The sequence below is a fragment of the Amnibacterium sp. genome (genome assembly GCF_036559085.1).
Lineage (GTDB): Bacteria > Actinomycetota > Actinomycetes > Actinomycetales > Microbacteriaceae > Amnibacterium.
Map to the genome: position 1 here is coordinate 1 of NZ_DATBTU010000053.1, position 15766 is coordinate 15766.

Sequence of the window (15766 nt, forward strand, 5' to 3'; positions counted from 1 at the left end):
GTAGAGCCAGTACGCGAAGGCGTTCAGCCGCGGGAACGCGACATCCGGAGCACCGATCTGCAGCGGCATCAGCACGTTCGTGAACCCCGCGAACAGCGGCGTCGCGAACATCAGCAGCATGATCGTGCCGTGCATCGTGAACAGCTGGTTGTAGATCTCCGGCGTCGGCACGAGGTGCAGGCCCGGCTCGGCCAGCTGCGCCCGGATCACCAGCGCCAGCACGCCGCCGATCAGGAAGTAGACGAACGAGGTGATCAGGTACAGGTAGCCGATCTTCTTGTGGTCCGTCGTCGTCAGGTACTCGACGACGATGTTGCCCTTCCGGGCGACCTGGCTGCGGTCGTTCAGCACCGAGCTCTGGCCCGCCGGCAGTGCCGAGGGCCCGCTCGGGCGTCCCAACGTCGTCGTCATCGCGTGATTCCCCTCACTGGTTGCCGAGCTGCTTCGTCTCGCTGGTCGAGCCGTTGCCGCTGTACTGCGTGCCCTTGGCTCCAGAGCTGTCGTCCTTGTTGTACTTCTGTCCGAGCTGCCCGGTGTTGCCGATGTCGCGGAGGTGCTGGATGTAGGTGCTGTACTCCTCCGGCGTCACCACCTTCACCGTGAAGAGCATCCGGGAGTGGTACTCGCCGCAGAGCTCCGCGCACTTGCCCTGGTAGGTACCGAGGCGCGTGGGCGTGAAGCTCTCGTAGTTCGTCTGACCCGCGATCAGGTCCTTCTTGTAGAGGAAGTCGATCACCCAGAAGGAGTGGTTCACGTCGCGGGTGCGGAGGTCCAGCTGGACCGTCTTGCCGAGCGGCAGCACGAGCTGCGGGATCTGCGACTCGACGAACCCGGTGTTCGCGTGGAGCGCGTCGGCCGGCTGCGCCTGCACGCCGGCGCTGTAGACGTTCTCGTTGACGTAGTTGAAGTCCCACGTCCACTGCTGCCCGTAGACGCCGATCGTGACGTCGGGGTGCTGGGTGCGGGCCTCGATGATGTTCTGGTCCTTGGCCGTGAAGGCGAAGAAGCCGAGCACGAGGATCAGCGGCACGACCGTGTAGAAGATCTCGATCGGCATGTTGTAGCGGATCTGCACCGGCAGGCCGGTCTGACCGCGGCGCCGGCGGAACACGATCGCGGCCCAGATGATGAGGCCCCACGTGATGACGCCGACCACGAGCAGCACGATCCAGGAGCCGACCCAGAGGTCGGACACCATCTGGGTGTTGTTCGTGACGGCCGGCTGGCCGGTGATGAAGCCGGGGAGGTACCCGTGCAGCTGCAGGTCGTCGCACCCGGTGAGTGCGAGCACGAGCCCGATCACCAGGGGCGGCACCAGAATCAGGCGTCTGCGGTTGGAGCGCACCAGTTCCCTCTCCGATCGGACGTTTCCGAGGTACAGCCTATCCTTCGCGGAGCCCCGTGACCTCGGGCGGCGGCCCCCGTGCTCTGCGGATCACATGCGAATCGCGCCCCCGGGTGGGGGCGCGATCCGGATGGTTCCTCCGCGAGCGGGCGCGGCGTCAGTGGAACGAGTCGCCGCAGGCGCAGCTGCCCTGCGCGTTGGGGTTGTCGATGGTGAAGCCCTGCTTCTGGATGGTGTCCTCGAAGTCGACGGTCGCGCCGTCGAGGTACGGGACGCTCATCCGGTCGACGACGACCTCGACGCCGTCGAAGTCGACGGTCGCGTCGCCCTCGAGCAGGCGCTCGTCGAAGTAGAGCTGGTAGATGAGGCCCGAGCAGCCGCCGGGCTGCACGGCGAGGCGCAGGCGCAGGTCGTCACGTCCCTCCTGCTCGAGGAGGCTCTTCACCTTGTTCGCCGCGGCGCCGGTGAGCAGGACGCCGTGGCCGGTGTCCGTCGTCGGGCGGCCGGTGATCGCGATGTCGGTCATGCGGGCATCGTACTCGCGGACAGCCGGGCGAGCAGCAGCGCCTCGGCCGTGATCGACCTGCGGAGCACCCCGAGGTGCTGCGACTCGTTGGGCGAGTGGGCGCGGGTCGAGGGGTCCTCGACGCCCGTCAGCACGATCTGCGCCGATGGGAAGGTCTCGGCGAGCGTCGCGACGAACGGGATGGAGCCGCCGATCCCGGTCGGCACCGGGGGCGCGCCCCACCCGTCCTCGAGCGCCTGCCGGACGGCCTGGGTGCCCCAGCCGGTCTGATCGATCCGGAACGGCTCGCCGAGGTCGACGTCGGTGAAGTCGAGGTGGGCGCCGAACGGGGCCGCCTGCTCCAGGTGGGAGCGGACGGCGGCGAAGGCGTCGTCCGCCCGCTGACCCGGAGCGACGCGCACGCTGACGCGCACCCGGATCGACGGCTGCAGGGTGTTCGAGGCGTTGCGGACGTCAGGAGCGTCGATCCCGGTGACCGTGATGGCCGGCCCCCGCCACAGGCGGTCGGCGACGCTCCCGGACCCGATCGACGTCACGCCCGGCAGCAGGCCCGCGTCGTGGGCGAGCTGCTCCTCGGTCCAGCCGATCGGGGCCTCGGCGTCCGGCTCGGCGTGCAGGCCCGCCACCGCGACGGCGCCGGTCCCGTCCCACAGCGTCGACAGCAGCCGGACGGTGGCGAGCATCGCGTCGGGCACCGCTCCCCCGAGCATGCCCGAGTGGGACGCGTGGTCCAGCGTGGCCACCGTCAGCGCGAACGTGACGTTGCCCCGGATGCTCGAGGTGAGTGCGGGTGTGACGGTGTCGACGTTGTCGGAGTCGGCCACGATGATCACGTCGGCCTCGAGCACGTCCCGGTGCTCGGCGAGGAAGGCGTCGAAGGACCGGGAGCCGGCCTCCTCCTCCCCCTCGATGAACAGCGACACGCCGACGCCGAGGTCGTCGCCGAGCACCGCGGATGCGGCGGTGAGGGCGGCGAGGTGGGTCACGACGCCGGCCTTGTCGTCGGACGCGCCACGGCCGTAGAGCCGCTCGCCGACGAGCGTCGGCTCGAACGGCGGTGCGTCCCAGAGCTCCTCGCGGCCTGCCGGCTGGACGTCGTGGTGGGCGTAGAGCAGCACGGTCGGGCGCCCGGGCGCAGCCGGCCGCACCGCGAGCACGGCCGGGCTGCCGAGCAGGCCGTCCCCGTAGGCGGCGCGGTGCACCGCCACCTCGGTGAAGACGCCGATGGCGCGGAAGAGCCCGGCCACCGCCTCGGCGCTGCGCTCCACCTCCTCGACCGGGAAGCCCGGGAACGCGATCGACGGGATCCGCACCAGCGAGCCGAGGGCCGCGACCGCGGCGGGGAATCCGTCCTGGACGGCGTCGCGCACCGCCTGCTCGTCGAAAGGCATGCGGGTACGCTATTGGACACGAGTTCGAGGAGGCCCTGTGGCGAAGAAGGCACCCGCCGAGCCGGTGGCGCCGACGCCGGCCGGGCCGGGCAAGGGCCGCGCGACCCCGTCGCGCCGCGAAGCGGAGCAGGCGCGTAGGCGCCCGCTCGTGCCGACGGACCGCAAGCAGGCGCAGCGCACCTCGCGCAGCGCACAGGCGGAGGAGCGCGAGCGCATCCGCCAGGGCATGGCGCGCGGCGAGGAGCGCTACCTCCCGGCGCGGGACAAGGGTCCGCAGCGTCGCTTCGTGCGCGACTCCATCGACTCGCGCTGGACGATCGGCGAGTTCCTGATCCCGATCTTCATCGTCTTCTTCGTCGGCACCTTCGTCACGCCGATCGGCATCCAGGTCTACCTCGAGTTCGTGCTCTACGGCCTGCTGGTGCTCACCGTCGTCGACGCCCTGATCGCCGCGACGCTGATCCGCCGCCGCCTGGCACGGATCCTCGGCGGTCCGGAGATGGTCGAGCGCGGCCTCAACCTGTACACGGTGATGCGCGCGGCGCAGTTCCGCAGCCTGCGCACGCCGAAACCGCAGGTCAAGCGGGGCGGCACGGCCGAGTACCGCGCGGTCGGCCGCTAACCGACGAGCGCGAGGTCGCGGGCCCAGCCCGGGCCCCGGTAGAGGAAGCCCGTGTAGCCCTGCACGAGGTCGGCGCCGAGCGCGAGTCGCTCGCGGACGTCGTCTGCGGACGCCACACCGCCCACGCTGATGAGGCAGCGGTCCGCAGGCAGCGCTGCCCGGAGCACCCGCAGCACCTCGAGCGACCGCGCCTTCAGCGGCGCCCCGGACAGGCCACCGTCGCCCATCGCCGCGACGTCGCCGGCAGGGGTCGCGAGGCCGTCGCGGCTGATCGTCGTGTTGGTGGCCACGACCCCGGCGAGCCCGAGGCGTACCACGAGGTCCGCGATGCGGCGGATCGCGTCATCCTCGAGGTCGGGCGCGATCTTCACGAGCAGCGGCGTCGCGCGGGCCTCCTCGTGCACGGCGGCGAGCAGCGGCTCGAGCCGGTCGAGCTCCTGCAGGCCGCGGAGTCCGGGCGTGTTCGGCGAGCTGACGTTGACCACGAGGTAGTCGGCGTGCGGTGCGAGGAGGCGGGCGCTCGTCCGGTAGTCGTCGATCGCGTCCTCGACGGCCACGACGCGGCTCTTGCCGATGTTCACCCCGACGACCGGGAGCGCCCCCTGCCGGCGGAAGGCCGCGAGTCGCGCGGCGACCACGGCCGCACCTTCGTTGTTGAAGCCCATGCGGTTGATGAGGGCGCCGTCGGCCGGCAGACGGAACAGCCGGGGCCGCGGGTTGCCGGGCTGGGGCACCGCGGTCACGGTGCCGATCTCCACGTGCCCGAAGCCCAGCGCGCCGAGGCCCCGGACGCCGATCGCGTTCTTGTCGAAACCGGCCGCCAGCCCGAACGGCGTCGGGAAGCGGATGCCCATCGCGTCGACCCGGGTGGCGCCGGCGACCGTCCGACGCCGCACGATCCGGGCGATGGCGGGCGAGGCGCCGAGCGCGCGGATGACGAGCATCGCGAGGTGGTGCGCGGTCTCCGGATCGAGGCGCACGAGCACCGTGGAGAAGAACGGCCGGTAGAGCCGCTCGGCGAGGTCCACCTGCGTCAGGCGCCGGGCGCCGGCGACGAGTTCTCCATCCGCAGCAGCGTGATCGCCGCCTCGAAGTCGTCGAGCGACGAGAAGCCCTGGTAGACGCTCGCGAAGCGGAGATACGCGACCTCGTCGAGCTCACGGAGCGGCGGCAGCACGGCGAGACCGATGTCGTTCGCCTCGATCTGGCTGGCCCCGGTGGCCCGGATGGTCTCCTCGACCCGCTGCGCGAGCTGGGCGAGGTCGCCCTCGGTGACCGGGCGGCCCTGGCACGCCTTCTTCACGCCGGCGACGACCTTGTCGCGGCTGAACGGCTCGAGCACGCCGTTGCGCTTGATCACGCTGAGGCTCGCCGTCTCCGTGGTGGAGAAGCGGCGGTGGCAGTTCGGGCACTGGCGGCGGCGACGGATCGAGAGGCCGTCGTCGCTCACGCGGGAGTCGACGACCCTGGTGTCCGGGTTGCGGCAGAAGGGACAGAACATCTCCCCTGCAGCCTACCTGGGTGCGGGCGCCGTGTCAGCGCCGAATTGCATCGGTGTAATTCACCCCGAAGCGGGAGCGGATCAGGGGAAGCGCGCGTCGACGGCGTCGCCGTGCGCCGGCAGCGCCTCGGCGTCGGCCAGCACTCGCACGTGGGGCTGCGCCTCGCGGAGCGCGTCGAGGTCGTAGCGGACGACCTGCTGCTGGCGCAGGAACGGCCGGACCGACAGGCCGGCCGAGAACCGGGCGGTGCCGCCGGTCGGCAGCACGTGGTTCGAGCCCGCGAGGTAGTCGCCGAGGCTCACGGGCGTCGCGGCGCCGACGAAGACCGCGCCGGCCTCGGTGAGCCGGGCGACGAGCCGCTCCGCATCCGCGGTCTGCACCTCGAGGTGCTCGGGCGCGTAGGCGTTGCTGACGACGACCGCGTCGTCGATCGAGTCGACGAGCACGATCGCGGACTGCTCGCCCTGCAGGGCGACGCGGACGCGGTCGGCGTTCGCGGTGATCGCGGCGCGGCGGGTGACGGCCGCCTCGACTGCCGCGGCGAGCTCGACGGAGTCGGTGACGAGGACTGCGGCGGCGAGCTCGTCGTGCTCGGCCTGGCTGATCAGGTCGGCGGCGACGAGCTCGGGGTCCGCGGTCGCATCGGCGAGCACGAGGATCTCCGTGGGGCCGGCCTCGGAGTCGATGCCGATCCGGCCGGCGAGGGCGCGCTTCGCCGCGGCGACGAAGACGTTGCCGGGCCCGGTGACGACGTCGACGGGCTCGAGGCCGATGCCGGGGACCCCGTAGGCGAAGGCGGCGATCGCGCCGGCGCCGCCCATCGCGTAGACCTCGTCGACGCCGAGCAGGCCGGCGGCCCCGAGGATCACCGGGTGCACCGCGCCGCCGAAGGCGCGCTGGCCGGGCGAGGCGAGCGCGATGCCGGTCACGCCGGCGACCTGGGCGGGCACGACGTTCATGACGACGCTCGAGGGGTAGACGGCCTTGCCGCCGGGCACGTAGAGGCCGACCCGGCGCACCGGCAGCCACCGCTGCTGGATCACGGCGCCGGCGCCGAGGCGCGTCTCCGCGGGCTGGGAGCGCTGCGCTCGGCTCGCCGCGCCGACCCGCTCGATCGCCATCTCGAGGGCCGCACGGATGCCGGCGGGCAGCGCATCCGCGGCGCGGCGGATCTCCTCGGCGGGGACCCGGAGCGCCGGCGGCCGGCCGCCGTCGAACCGCTCCGCCTGCTCGAGGAGCGCATCCGCCCCGTGGGTGCGCACGGCCTCGATCAGCGGGGCGACCGCGTCCTGGGCGGTGCCGGGGTCGGTTCCGCCGCGGGGCAGCAGCCCGGGCAGCGTGGCCGCGTCGAGGGTCCGTCCGCGCAGATCAAGCGTCCTGAGCACGACGCCCGAGCCTACCGAGCGTCGCGGCCAGGACCCTCGGAGCGGATCAGGCGAGGCATGCGGCGCCGAGCAGGCTCTTCAGCTCGCCGTACAGGTCGGCCGTGACGTCGACGGGGAACGGCACCTCGAAGACCCGGGCGGTGCCGCCGCGCGTGAGCCGCAGCCGGACCTCCGTGTCGCCGGAGTGCCGGATGAGCACGTCGTTCAGCGCCTTGACGACCTCGGTCGTCGCCCGGTGGTCCGGCAGCGTGATCGTGAGCGGTCCCCCGCCGCCGCTCGTGCCGATGTCGGGCGCGAAGAGGCTGTTGGCATGGATGTTGATGCCGTCGTCGCGGGCGGAGACCCGGCCGCGGACCACCACGACGCTGTCGGCGACGAGCGCGGGAGCGAACTCCTGGTACGCCTTGCCGAGGAACATCACGCTCACCGTGCCGCCGAAGTCCTCGATCTGCACGATCCCGTACTGGTTGCCGGAGTTGCGGGCGACCCGGTGCTGCACCTCGGTGACGAGGCCTGCTAGGGTGACCTGCTCGCCGTCGGGCGGCGTCTCGAGCGAGAGCAGCTCCGCGATCGACACCGATGCGTGCTTGGCGAGGTGGGCCTCGAGGCCGGCCAGCGGGTGGTCCGAGACGTAGAGCCCGAGCATCTCGCGCTCGAACGCGAGCTTCTCCTTCTTGCCCCACTCCGGCCGATCCGGCACGTGATCGGGCTGCTCCTCGAACTCGAGGAGGCCGCCGAAGAGATCGACCTGGCCGTTCGCCTCGTTGCGCTTGATCGACACCGCGGCCTCGACCGCGTCTTCGTGGATCTCGAGGAGCGATCGGCGGGTCGCACCGAGCGAGTCGAACGCGCCCGCCTTGATCAGCGACTCGATCGTGCGCTTGTTCGCGACGCCGAGCGGGACCTTCCGGAGGAAGTCGTGGAAGGAGGTGAACGCCCCCTTCTCCTTGCGGGCGGCGATGATCTGCTCGACGACGTTCGCGCCGACGTTCCGCACCGCGCCGAGCCCGAAGCGGATGTCCTCGCCGACTGCGGCGAAGTAGCCGATCGACTCGTTCAGGTCGGGCGGCAGCACCTTGATCTTCATCCGCCGGCACTCGTTGAGGTACACCGCGAGCTTGTCGCGCGCATCGCCGACGGAGGTGAGCAGAGCGGCCATGTACTCGGCCGGGTAGTGGGCCTTCAGGTAGGCGGTCCAGTAGGACAGCACGCCGTACGCCGCCGAGTGCGCCTTGTTGAAGGCGTAGTCCGAGAACGGCAGCAGGATGTCCCAGAGGGTGTTCACCGCCTCGTCCGAGTAACCGCGCTCGTTCATCCCGGCCTTGAAGCCGGCGAACTGCTTGTCGAGCTCGGCCTTCTTCTTCTTGCCCATCGCGCGCCGGAGGATGTCGGCCTGGCCGAGGCTGAAGCCCGCGAGCTTCTGCGCGATCGCCATGACCTGCTCCTGGTAGACGATCAGGCCGTAGGTCGTGCCGAGGACGTCCTGGAGCGGTTCGGCGAGCTCCGGATGGATCGGGACGATCTCCTGGAGCCCGTTCTTGCGCAGGGCGTAGTTGGTGTGGGAGTTGGCGCCCATCGGGCCCGGCCGGTAGAGCGCGCCGACCGCGGAGATGTCCTCGAAGTTGTCCGGCTTCATCAGGCGCAGCAGCGACCGCATCGGGCCGCCGTCGAACTGGAAGACGCCGAGCGTGTCACCGGCGGCGAGCAGCTTGTAGGTGTCCTCGTCGGTGAGCGGCAGGTCCTCGAGCACCGGCCGGTGGCCGCGGTTCGCCTCGATGTTGTCGAGGGCGTCCTCGATGATCGTGAGGTTCCGGAGGCCGAGGAAGTCCATCTTGATCAGCCCGAGCGCCTCGCAGGCCGGATAGTCGAACTGGGTGACGATCTGGCCGTCCTGCTCGCGGCGCTGGATCGGGATCACATCCGTCAGCGGCACGCTCGACATGATCACGCCGCAGGCGTGCACGCCCCACTGGCGCTTCAGCCCCTCGAGCCCGAGCGCGGTGTCGAAGACGGTCTTCGCCTCGGGATCGGCCTCGATCACCGATCGGATGTCGGCGGCCTCCTTGTAGCGCTTGTCGGAGGGATCGAAGATGCCGGACAGGGAGATGTCCTTGCCCATGATCGCGGGCGGCATGGCCTTGGTGAGCTTCTCGCCCATCCCGAACGGGAAGCCGAGCACGCGCCCGGAGTCCTTCAGCGCCTGCTTGGCCTTGATGGTGCCGTAGGTGACGATCTGGCTGACCCGGTCGTCACCGTACTTCTCCGTGACGTAGCGCAGCACCTCGTCGCGCCGGCGCTCGTCGAAGTCCACGTCGAAGTCGGGCATCGAGACGCGGTCGGGGTTGAGGAACCGCTCGAAGATCAGCCCGTGCTGCAGCGGGTCGAGGTCCGTGATGCGCATGGCGTAGGCGGCCATGGAACCGGCGCCGGAGCCGCGGCCCGGTCCGACGCGGATGCCGTGGTTCTTCGACCAGTTGATGAAGTCGGCGACGACGAGGAAGTAGCCGGGGAAGCCCATCTGCAGGATGACCGACTTCTCGTACTCGGCCTGCTTGCGCACCGCTTCCGGCACGCCGTCCGGGTACCGGACCTCGAGCCCCCGGTCGACCTCCTTGACGAACCAGGAGTCCTCGGTCTCGCCTTCGGGCACCGGGAACCGGGGCATGTAGTTCGCCGACGTGTCGAACTCGATCTCGCACCGCTCGGCGATGAGGAGCGTGTTGTCGCAGGCCGCCGGCAGGTCCCGGAAGATCTGCCGCATCTCGGCGGCGGACTTCAGGTAGTACTCCTCGCCGTCGAACTTGAAGCGGTTCGGGTCGTCGAGCGTCGAGCCGGACTGCACGCAGAGCAGCGCCGCGTGGCTCGTCGCGTCCTCCGCGTGCGTGTAGTGCAGGTCGTTCGTCGCGACGAGCGGCAGGCCGAGCTCCTTCGCGAGGCGCAGGAGGTCCTTCTGCACGCGCCGCTCGACGCCGATGCCGTGGTCCATCAGCTCGACGAAGAAGTTGTCCGGCCCGAAGATGTCGCGGAACTCGGCCGCGGCCGCCACCGCCTCGTCCCACTGGCCGAGCCGGAGGCGGGTCTGCACCTCGCCACCCGGGCAGCCGGTGGTCGCGATGAGCCCCTCGTGGTGCTCGTGCAGCAGCTCGCGATCCATCCGCGGCTTGAAGTAGTAGCCCTCGATCGACGCCCGCGAGGAGAGCTTGAACAGGTTGTGCAACCCGCTCGTGCTCTCGGCGAGCAGGGTCATGTGCGTGTAGGCGCCGGATCCGGAGACGTCGTCGCCGCCGCCCTCGCCCCACCGCACCCGGGTCTTGTCGGACCGGTGCGTGCCGGGCGTGAGGTACGCCTCGGTGCCGATGATCGCCTTGACCCCGTGGGCCTGCGACTGCTTCCAGAAGTCGAACGCGCCGAAGGTGTTGCCGTGATCGGTGATCGCGATCGCCGGCATGCCCTGCTTCGCGGCCTCGCCGAGCATGTCGCCGAGGCGTGCCGCACCGTCGAGCATCGAGTACTCGGAGTGCACGTGGAGGTGGACGAAGCTGTCGGATGTGCTCATCGGATCCCTGACGCTAATGGGAACCACCGACAGTGGCAGAGTCCCCTGGTCACGTCGCGGTTCGGACCGCCGAGGGGGCTTCGGCCGATCGCGCGGATCCGGAGTTTCCGCACGACACGCCGCCGTTCGCGCCCTCGAGCCGGCGTGTCGCGCCGTTTCTCCGGAACGGCGCGATGGTCGTCATCCGGCGAGGCGCTCGAGCGCGATCGCGAGGTCGTCGGGCACGGGGCTCTCGAACTCGACCCACTCCCCCGTCGCCGGGTGCGCGAACCCGAGCCGCGCCGCGTGCAGCCACTGCCGGGTGAGGCCGAGCCGGGCGGCGAGCACCGGATCCGCGCCGTACATCGTGTCGCCGACGAGCGGATGCCGCAGGTGCGAGAAGTGCACCCGGATCTGGTGCGTGCGCCCCGTCTCGAGGTGCACGTCGAGGAGCGTCGCCGCGCGGAAGGCCTCGATCGTCTCGTAGTGCGTGACCGACGGCCGGCCGTCGGCGACCACCGCGAACCGGTACTCGACCCTCGGGTGCCGCCCGATGGGCGCGTCGATGGTGCCGGAGGTCGGATCCGGATGCCCCTGCGCGAGCGCGAGGTACCGCTTCTCGACGGTGCGCTCCTTGAATGCGCGCTTCAGCACGGTGTACGCGTGCTCGCTCTTCGCGACGACCATGAGCCCGCTCGTCCCGGCGTCGAGGCGGTGGACCACGCCCGCCCGCTCCGCCGCGCCCGACGTGCTCACCCGGACCCCGGCGGCCGCGAGGCCGCCGACGACCGTCGTGCCGGTCCAGCCGGGCGACGGATGCGCCGCCACCCCCGCCGGCTTGTCGACCACCACGATGTCGTCGTCCTCGTACGCGACCCGCATGCCGGGCACCTCGATCGCCTCCGGCGGCCCGTCGAGGCGCTCCTCCTCCCAGCGGACCGAGAGCATCGCGCCGGCGGGCAGCCGGTCGGAACGGCCGGCGGGCCGGAAGTCGAGCTCGATCCCGCCGGCGTCGGCGATCGCCGCGACCCGGGTGCGGGACAGTCCGAGCAGCTTCGCGACGCCCGCATCCACCCGCTCCCCCACCAGGCCGTCGGGCACGGGCAGCATCCGCTCCGGCACGGTGTCAGTCCTGCGGGCGGCCGGTCCGCCGCACCCCGTCGAGCCCCGTGCCGCGCAGGGTCAGCAGCACGAACAGCGCCATGCTCGTCACGATCGCGGAGTCCGCGATGTTGAAGATCGCCTGCAGCACCGGGATCTGGATGAAGTCGACCACCCGCCCGACGCCGAACCCCGGCGGCCGCAGCAGGCGATCGGTGAGGTTGCCGAGCGTGCCGCCGAGCAGCAGCCCGAACAGCACCGCCCAGGACAGCGAGCGGATGCGCCTCGCGAACCAGATGAGGAAGACGACCACCGCCGCGGCGATGATCGAGAACACCCACGTCGATCCGGATGCGAACGAGAACGCGGCCCCGGAGTTCAGCACCCGGCGGAAGATCAGCAGCGGGCCGAGGATCTCCCGAGGGCTGTTGAACGGCAGGTTCGCGGTGACCCAGGCCTTCGCGAGCTGATCGACCGCGAGCACGGCCGCCGCGACACCGATGAGGGTGCCGAACACCGCGAGCGGCGAGCGCTTCCGCGCGGCCGGCTCCCCCTGCACAGACGAGGGCGCCGCCGTCGCCGGCAGCGCCCTGTCGTCAGCGGGGTCAGTTCCCGCCAAAGCCCTGGAAGCTCGGCGGCGCGGAGAGCCCGAGGTTGCCGTACGAGCCGGTGTTGACGATGTTCGAGGCGTCGAGCTCGCGGAGCTGGCCCTCGATGTAGCTCTTCAGCTTCTGGCGGTACTCCCGCTCGAAGGTGCGGAGCTCGTCGATGCGGTGCTCGAGCAGCGCGCGCTCCTGGTCGAGCGAGTTGAGCTGCTGGCGCTGCTTCGCCTCGGCGTCGGCGACGACGCGCGCGGCGGTGGCGTGGCCCTCGGCGATGAGCGCATCACGCTTCTCGACGCCCTCGCGCACGTGCTCCTCGTGGAGCCGGCGGGCGAGCTGGAGCAGGTTGTTCGTGTTCGACGGGTCGACCGCGCCGACGTCGACCTGCGCGGTGGGGTAGCTGAGCTGCTGCTGCGGAGCGGGCGCCTGCGCCTGCTCACCGGTCGTCGGTGCGTTCGAGCGCTGGAGCTCCGCGATGCGGGACTCGCTGGCGATGAGCCGCTGGCGCAGGTCCTCGTTCTCCTGGCCGAGACGGCGGAGCTCGACGACGACCTCATCGAGGAAGTCGTCCACCTCGTCCTGGTCGTAGCCCTCACGGAACTTCGTCGGCTGGAAGCGCTTGTTGACGACGTCTTCAGGCGTTAGGGCCATGTGTCCACCTTCATGGTCTGCGGGAGACGGATGCGTGAGCGACAGGCTAGCGCCTACCGACCCCGCGAGGCCGACGGTCCCGGACCCGCTGGCGTGTCGCCCGAAGTGGGGTGCAGAGGCGTCCAGGCACCCCTCGGGCGCCCCTCACGGAGCCGTCAGCGGTTCTGCATCGCGACGGTCGCGTACATCAGGATGATCACCGCGAACATCACGATCGTGAAGCCGAAGTCGAGCGAGAACGCACCGACGCGCAGCGGCGGCACGAGGCGGCGAACCGCCTTGATCGGCGGATCCGTGACCGTGAAGCTCGCCTCGGCGAGCACGAGCACGGCGCCCTTGGGGCGCCACTGCTCGCTGACGGCCTGCACGAGATCGAGCACGAACCGGGCCCAGAGCGCGAAGAAGTACACGAGCAGCACGAAGTACAGCACCGTACCGACCAGGGCGATCGGGCTCATCGCTGGATCCCGCTCACGGGTCCAGTATCCGACACGGCCGGTGGCGGCCCGTACGAGCGGGCCGGCCCCCGGCTAGTCGGTGAACGTGGCTTCGAGCTCGCTGTCCGCGCCCGGCTCCTCGCCGGAGACGGCGATGTGCTCGGGCGACAGCAGGAACACCTTGCTCGTCACGCGCTCGATCCGGCCGCGCAGGCCGGTCGAGAGCCCGGAGGCGAAGTCGACGAGGCGACGTGCCTCGGACTCCGTCATCTGGGTCAGGTTGATGATGATCGGCGTGCCCTCGCGGAAGTGCTCGGCGATGCCCTGCGCGTCCCGGTACTGGCGCGGATGCACCGTCAGGATCTCGTTCATCTCCGGCACCTGGTTCCTCACGACCTGCCGCTTCGGCAGCGGCGTGACGGTCGCGCGCGGATACGCCGCCGGCGACACGAGCGAGATCGGTTCCACCGGTTCGTCGTACTCGTACTGGTCGTCGGCGAGACCGAGCCAGACCATCGACTTGCGGATGGGGTTCGACATGGAATCCTCCACGGGCTGACGCACGCGCCCCCCGCGGTGCCGCCCGATCCGGACTCTAGCCCCTCGCGGGCCTCGGACCCGTGATCGCCGAGCCGATCCGAAGGTGTGTCGCGCCGAACCCGATCGCGGTCTCGTAGTCGCCGGACATGCCGGCCGACATCGCCGTCGCGTCGGGCGCGACGCGGCGCACGTCGGCGGCGACGCCGGCGAGCCGTTCGAACGCGCGGGCGGGCTCCTCGTCCTGCGGCGCGACGGCCATCACGCCCGCGAGACGGAGGGTCCCCGTCGCCAGCACCCGCTCGGCGAGGGCGGCCGCCCGCCCGGGAGCGGCGCCACCGCGGCCCTCGGCGCCACCCGTGAGGTCGATCTCGAGGAAGACGGTCCCCGTCCAGGCGGCGAGGGCGTCGACGAGCGGATCGCGGTCGACCGAGTGGATCGCCTGCACGTATCGGGCGACCTGCCGGGCCTTGTTCGTCTGCAGCTGCCCGATGAAGTGCCACGTCGCCTCGGGCAGCGCGGCGGCCTTGTCGCGCGCCTCCGGATGCCGGCTCTCGCCGAAGTCCTGCACGCCGAGCGTGGCGAGCCGCTGCACGAGCTCGACCGGCTGGAACTTCGTCACGACGATCGTGGTGATCCCCGCCGGATCGCGGCCGGCCCGCCTCGCGGCATCCGCGACGCGCTCCCGCACCGCGCCGAGCCGCTGCTCGAGCCCGTCGTCCGTCACCCCGCCGACGCTACCGGGCGGCGCGGGCGACACACGCCGGACTCATGGCGCAGTTCGGGCCGCTCAGGAGCGTTCGAAGCATCCGAAACTGCGCCACGAACCGCAGCGACGATGTCCATGTCGCAGTTCGGGTCGTTCAGCAGCGCTCCGAGCGTCCGGAGCTGCGCCGCGGATGCGACCCGCCGGCCGCGAGCGGTCGAGCCTCGAGGTGCTAGCGGAGGAACTCGGGGATGTCGAGGTCGTCGTCCTCGTCGTCGTAGTCGGCGTCGAGGTCGCTCGTCTGCGTGAGGGTGGTCGACTCGGCCACGAGCTGCCACTCGTGGGAGCCCGTGGTGTGCTGCTCGGCGGCCGCGGGCACCGCGGCCGGGGTGGAGCCGGTGCGGGGCGTCTCGACGAAGTTGCTGCGGCGCACGTCGGCGCGGCGGTCGCGGATGTTCTCGCCGTCGAAACCCGCGGCGATGACGGTGACCCGCACCTCGTCGCCGAGGGTGTCGTCGATGACCGCGCCGAAGATGATGTTCGCCTCGGGGTGCACGGCCTCCTGGACCAGCTTCGCGGCGTCGTTGATCTCGAGGATCCCGAGGTTCGAGCCGCCCTGGATCGACAGGAGCACCCCGTGCGCGCCGTCGATGGAGGCCTCGAGCAGCGGCGAGGCCACGGCGAGCTCGGCCGCCTTGATGGCCCGGTCCGCACCGCGTGCCGACCCGATGCCCATGAGCGCGCTGCCCGCGCCCTGCATGACGCTCTTCACGTCGGCGAAGTCGAGGTTGATGAGGCCCGGCGTGGTGATGAGGTCGGTGATGCCCTGCACACCGGCGAGCAGCACCTGGTCGGCGGTCTGGAACGCCTCGACGATGGAGATGCCGCGGTCGCTGATCTCGAGCAGCCGATCGTTCGGCACGACGATGAGGGTGTCGACCTCGTTGGCGAGGGACTGGACGCCCCGCTCGGCCTGCTGGAGGCGCCGCTTGCCCTCGAAGGAGAACGGCTTCGTGACGACACCGATGGTGAGCGCGCCGATCGACTTCGCGATCCGCGCCACGACGGGCGCGCCGCCGGTGCCGGTGCCGCCGCCCTCGCCGGCGGTGACGAAGACCATGTCGGCGCCAGCGAGGGCCTCCTCGATCTCCTCGGCGTGGTCCTCGGCGGCGCGGCGGCCGACCTCGGGGTCCGCGCCGGCGCCGAGGCCGCGGGTGAGCTCGCGGCCGACGTCGAGCTTGACGTCGGCGTCGGAGAGCAGCAGCGCCTGCGCGTCGGTGTTGATGGCGACGAACTCCACGCCGCGGAGGCCGAGCTCGATCATCCGGTTGACGGCGTTCACGCCGCCGCCGCCGACACCGACGACCTTGATCACGGCGAGATAGTTCTGGTTCGTCGTCACGAAGGGGCCTTCCATCCGGGGCTT

The 15766-nt window shown here is 71.2% G+C and carries 16 protein-coding genes; 1 reads left to right on the top strand and 15 read right to left on the bottom strand.

Features of this window, described 5'->3' with window-relative positions; all coding sequences use genetic code 11:
* From VIG76_RS08995 to VIG76_RS09010, 4 genes are all read right to left on the bottom strand, one after another.
* Positions 1-411, bottom strand: a 411-nt coding sequence (locus VIG76_RS08995; RefSeq protein WP_331953314.1) for a cbb3-type cytochrome c oxidase subunit I, incomplete at its 3' end; no start/stop codon positions are given.
* A 13-nt stretch (positions 412-424) separates the two neighbouring features.
* Positions 425-1345, bottom strand: coding sequence for an aa3-type cytochrome oxidase subunit II (gene ctaC / locus VIG76_RS09000; protein WP_414640625.1), 921 nt, complete (start codon positions 1343-1345; stop codon positions 425-427).
* 157 nt (positions 1346-1502) lie between these two features.
* Positions 1503-1871 carry an iron-sulfur cluster insertion protein ErpA gene (gene erpA / locus VIG76_RS09005; RefSeq protein WP_331953316.1) on the bottom strand — a complete coding sequence of 123 codons (369 nt, stop codon included), beginning with the start codon at positions 1869-1871 and terminating at the stop codon, positions 1503-1505.
* Positions 1868-3262 (bottom strand): dipeptidase, encoded by a 1395-nt coding sequence (locus tag VIG76_RS09010; RefSeq protein ID WP_331953318.1) that lies wholly within the window; start codon positions 3260-3262, stop codon positions 1868-1870. Before VIG76_RS09010 ends, erpA begins: the two co-directional genes overlap by 4 nt.
* A 37-nt stretch (positions 3263-3299) precedes the next feature.
* Between VIG76_RS09010 and VIG76_RS09015 the strand changes: the two genes are divergently transcribed.
* Positions 3300-3884, top strand: coding sequence for a DUF3043 domain-containing protein (locus tag VIG76_RS09015; RefSeq protein ID WP_331953320.1), 585 nt, complete (start codon positions 3300-3302; stop codon positions 3882-3884).
* Here the strand turns inward: VIG76_RS09015 and VIG76_RS09020 are convergent.
* The 11 genes from VIG76_RS09020 to ftsZ form a co-directional block, all read right to left on the bottom strand.
* Positions 3881-4912 carry a quinone-dependent dihydroorotate dehydrogenase gene (locus tag VIG76_RS09020; RefSeq protein ID WP_331953322.1) on the bottom strand — a complete coding sequence of 344 codons (1032 nt, stop codon included), beginning with the start codon at positions 4910-4912 and terminating at the stop codon, positions 3881-3883. The genes VIG76_RS09015 and VIG76_RS09020 overlap by 4 nt on opposite strands.
* A 5-nt stretch (positions 4913-4917) precedes the next feature.
* Positions 4918-5385, bottom strand: a complete 468-nt coding sequence (gene nrdR / locus VIG76_RS09025; protein ID WP_331953324.1) for a transcriptional regulator NrdR — start codon at positions 5383-5385, stop codon at positions 4918-4920.
* 81 nt (positions 5386-5466) lie between these two features.
* Positions 5467-6771 carry a histidinol dehydrogenase gene (gene hisD / locus VIG76_RS09030; protein ID WP_331953326.1) on the bottom strand — a complete coding sequence of 435 codons (1305 nt, stop codon included), beginning with the start codon at positions 6769-6771 and terminating at the stop codon, positions 5467-5469.
* A 46-nt stretch (positions 6772-6817) separates the two neighbouring features.
* Positions 6818-10327: a DNA polymerase III subunit alpha gene (dnaE, locus tag VIG76_RS09035; protein ID WP_331953328.1), complete on the bottom strand. Its 3510-nt coding sequence runs from the start codon at positions 10325-10327 to the stop codon at positions 6818-6820.
* 180 nt (positions 10328-10507) lie between these two features.
* Positions 10508-11428 carry an RluA family pseudouridine synthase gene (locus VIG76_RS09040; RefSeq protein ID WP_331953330.1) on the bottom strand — a complete coding sequence of 307 codons (921 nt, stop codon included), beginning with the start codon at positions 11426-11428 and terminating at the stop codon, positions 10508-10510.
* Positions 11429-11432: 4 nt separating this feature from the next.
* On the bottom strand, positions 11433-11966 hold the full coding sequence (gene lspA / locus VIG76_RS09045) for a signal peptidase II (RefSeq protein ID WP_331953332.1): 534 nt from the start codon (positions 11964-11966) through the stop codon (positions 11433-11435).
* Positions 11967-12012: 46 nt separating this feature from the next.
* Positions 12013-12660 carry a DivIVA domain-containing protein gene (locus tag VIG76_RS09050; protein ID WP_331953334.1) on the bottom strand — a complete coding sequence of 216 codons (648 nt, stop codon included), beginning with the start codon at positions 12658-12660 and terminating at the stop codon, positions 12013-12015.
* Between the two features lie 155 nt (positions 12661-12815).
* Complete coding sequence (locus tag VIG76_RS09055; protein WP_331953336.1) at positions 12816-13118, bottom strand: YggT family protein; 303 nt, start codon at positions 13116-13118, stop codon at positions 12816-12818.
* A gap of 72 nt (positions 13119-13190) precedes the next feature.
* Positions 13191-13637: a cell division protein SepF gene (locus tag VIG76_RS09060; protein ID WP_331953338.1), complete on the bottom strand. Its 447-nt coding sequence runs from the start codon at positions 13635-13637 to the stop codon at positions 13191-13193.
* Positions 13638-13692: 55 nt separating this feature from the next.
* Positions 13693-14361, bottom strand: a complete 669-nt coding sequence (locus VIG76_RS09065; protein WP_331953340.1) for a YggS family pyridoxal phosphate enzyme — start codon at positions 14359-14361, stop codon at positions 13693-13695.
* A 211-nt stretch (positions 14362-14572) separates the two neighbouring features.
* Complete coding sequence (gene ftsZ, locus VIG76_RS09070; RefSeq protein ID WP_331953526.1) at positions 14573-15742, bottom strand: cell division protein FtsZ; 1170 nt, start codon at positions 15740-15742, stop codon at positions 14573-14575.
* Positions 15743-15766: the final 24 nt, after the last annotated feature.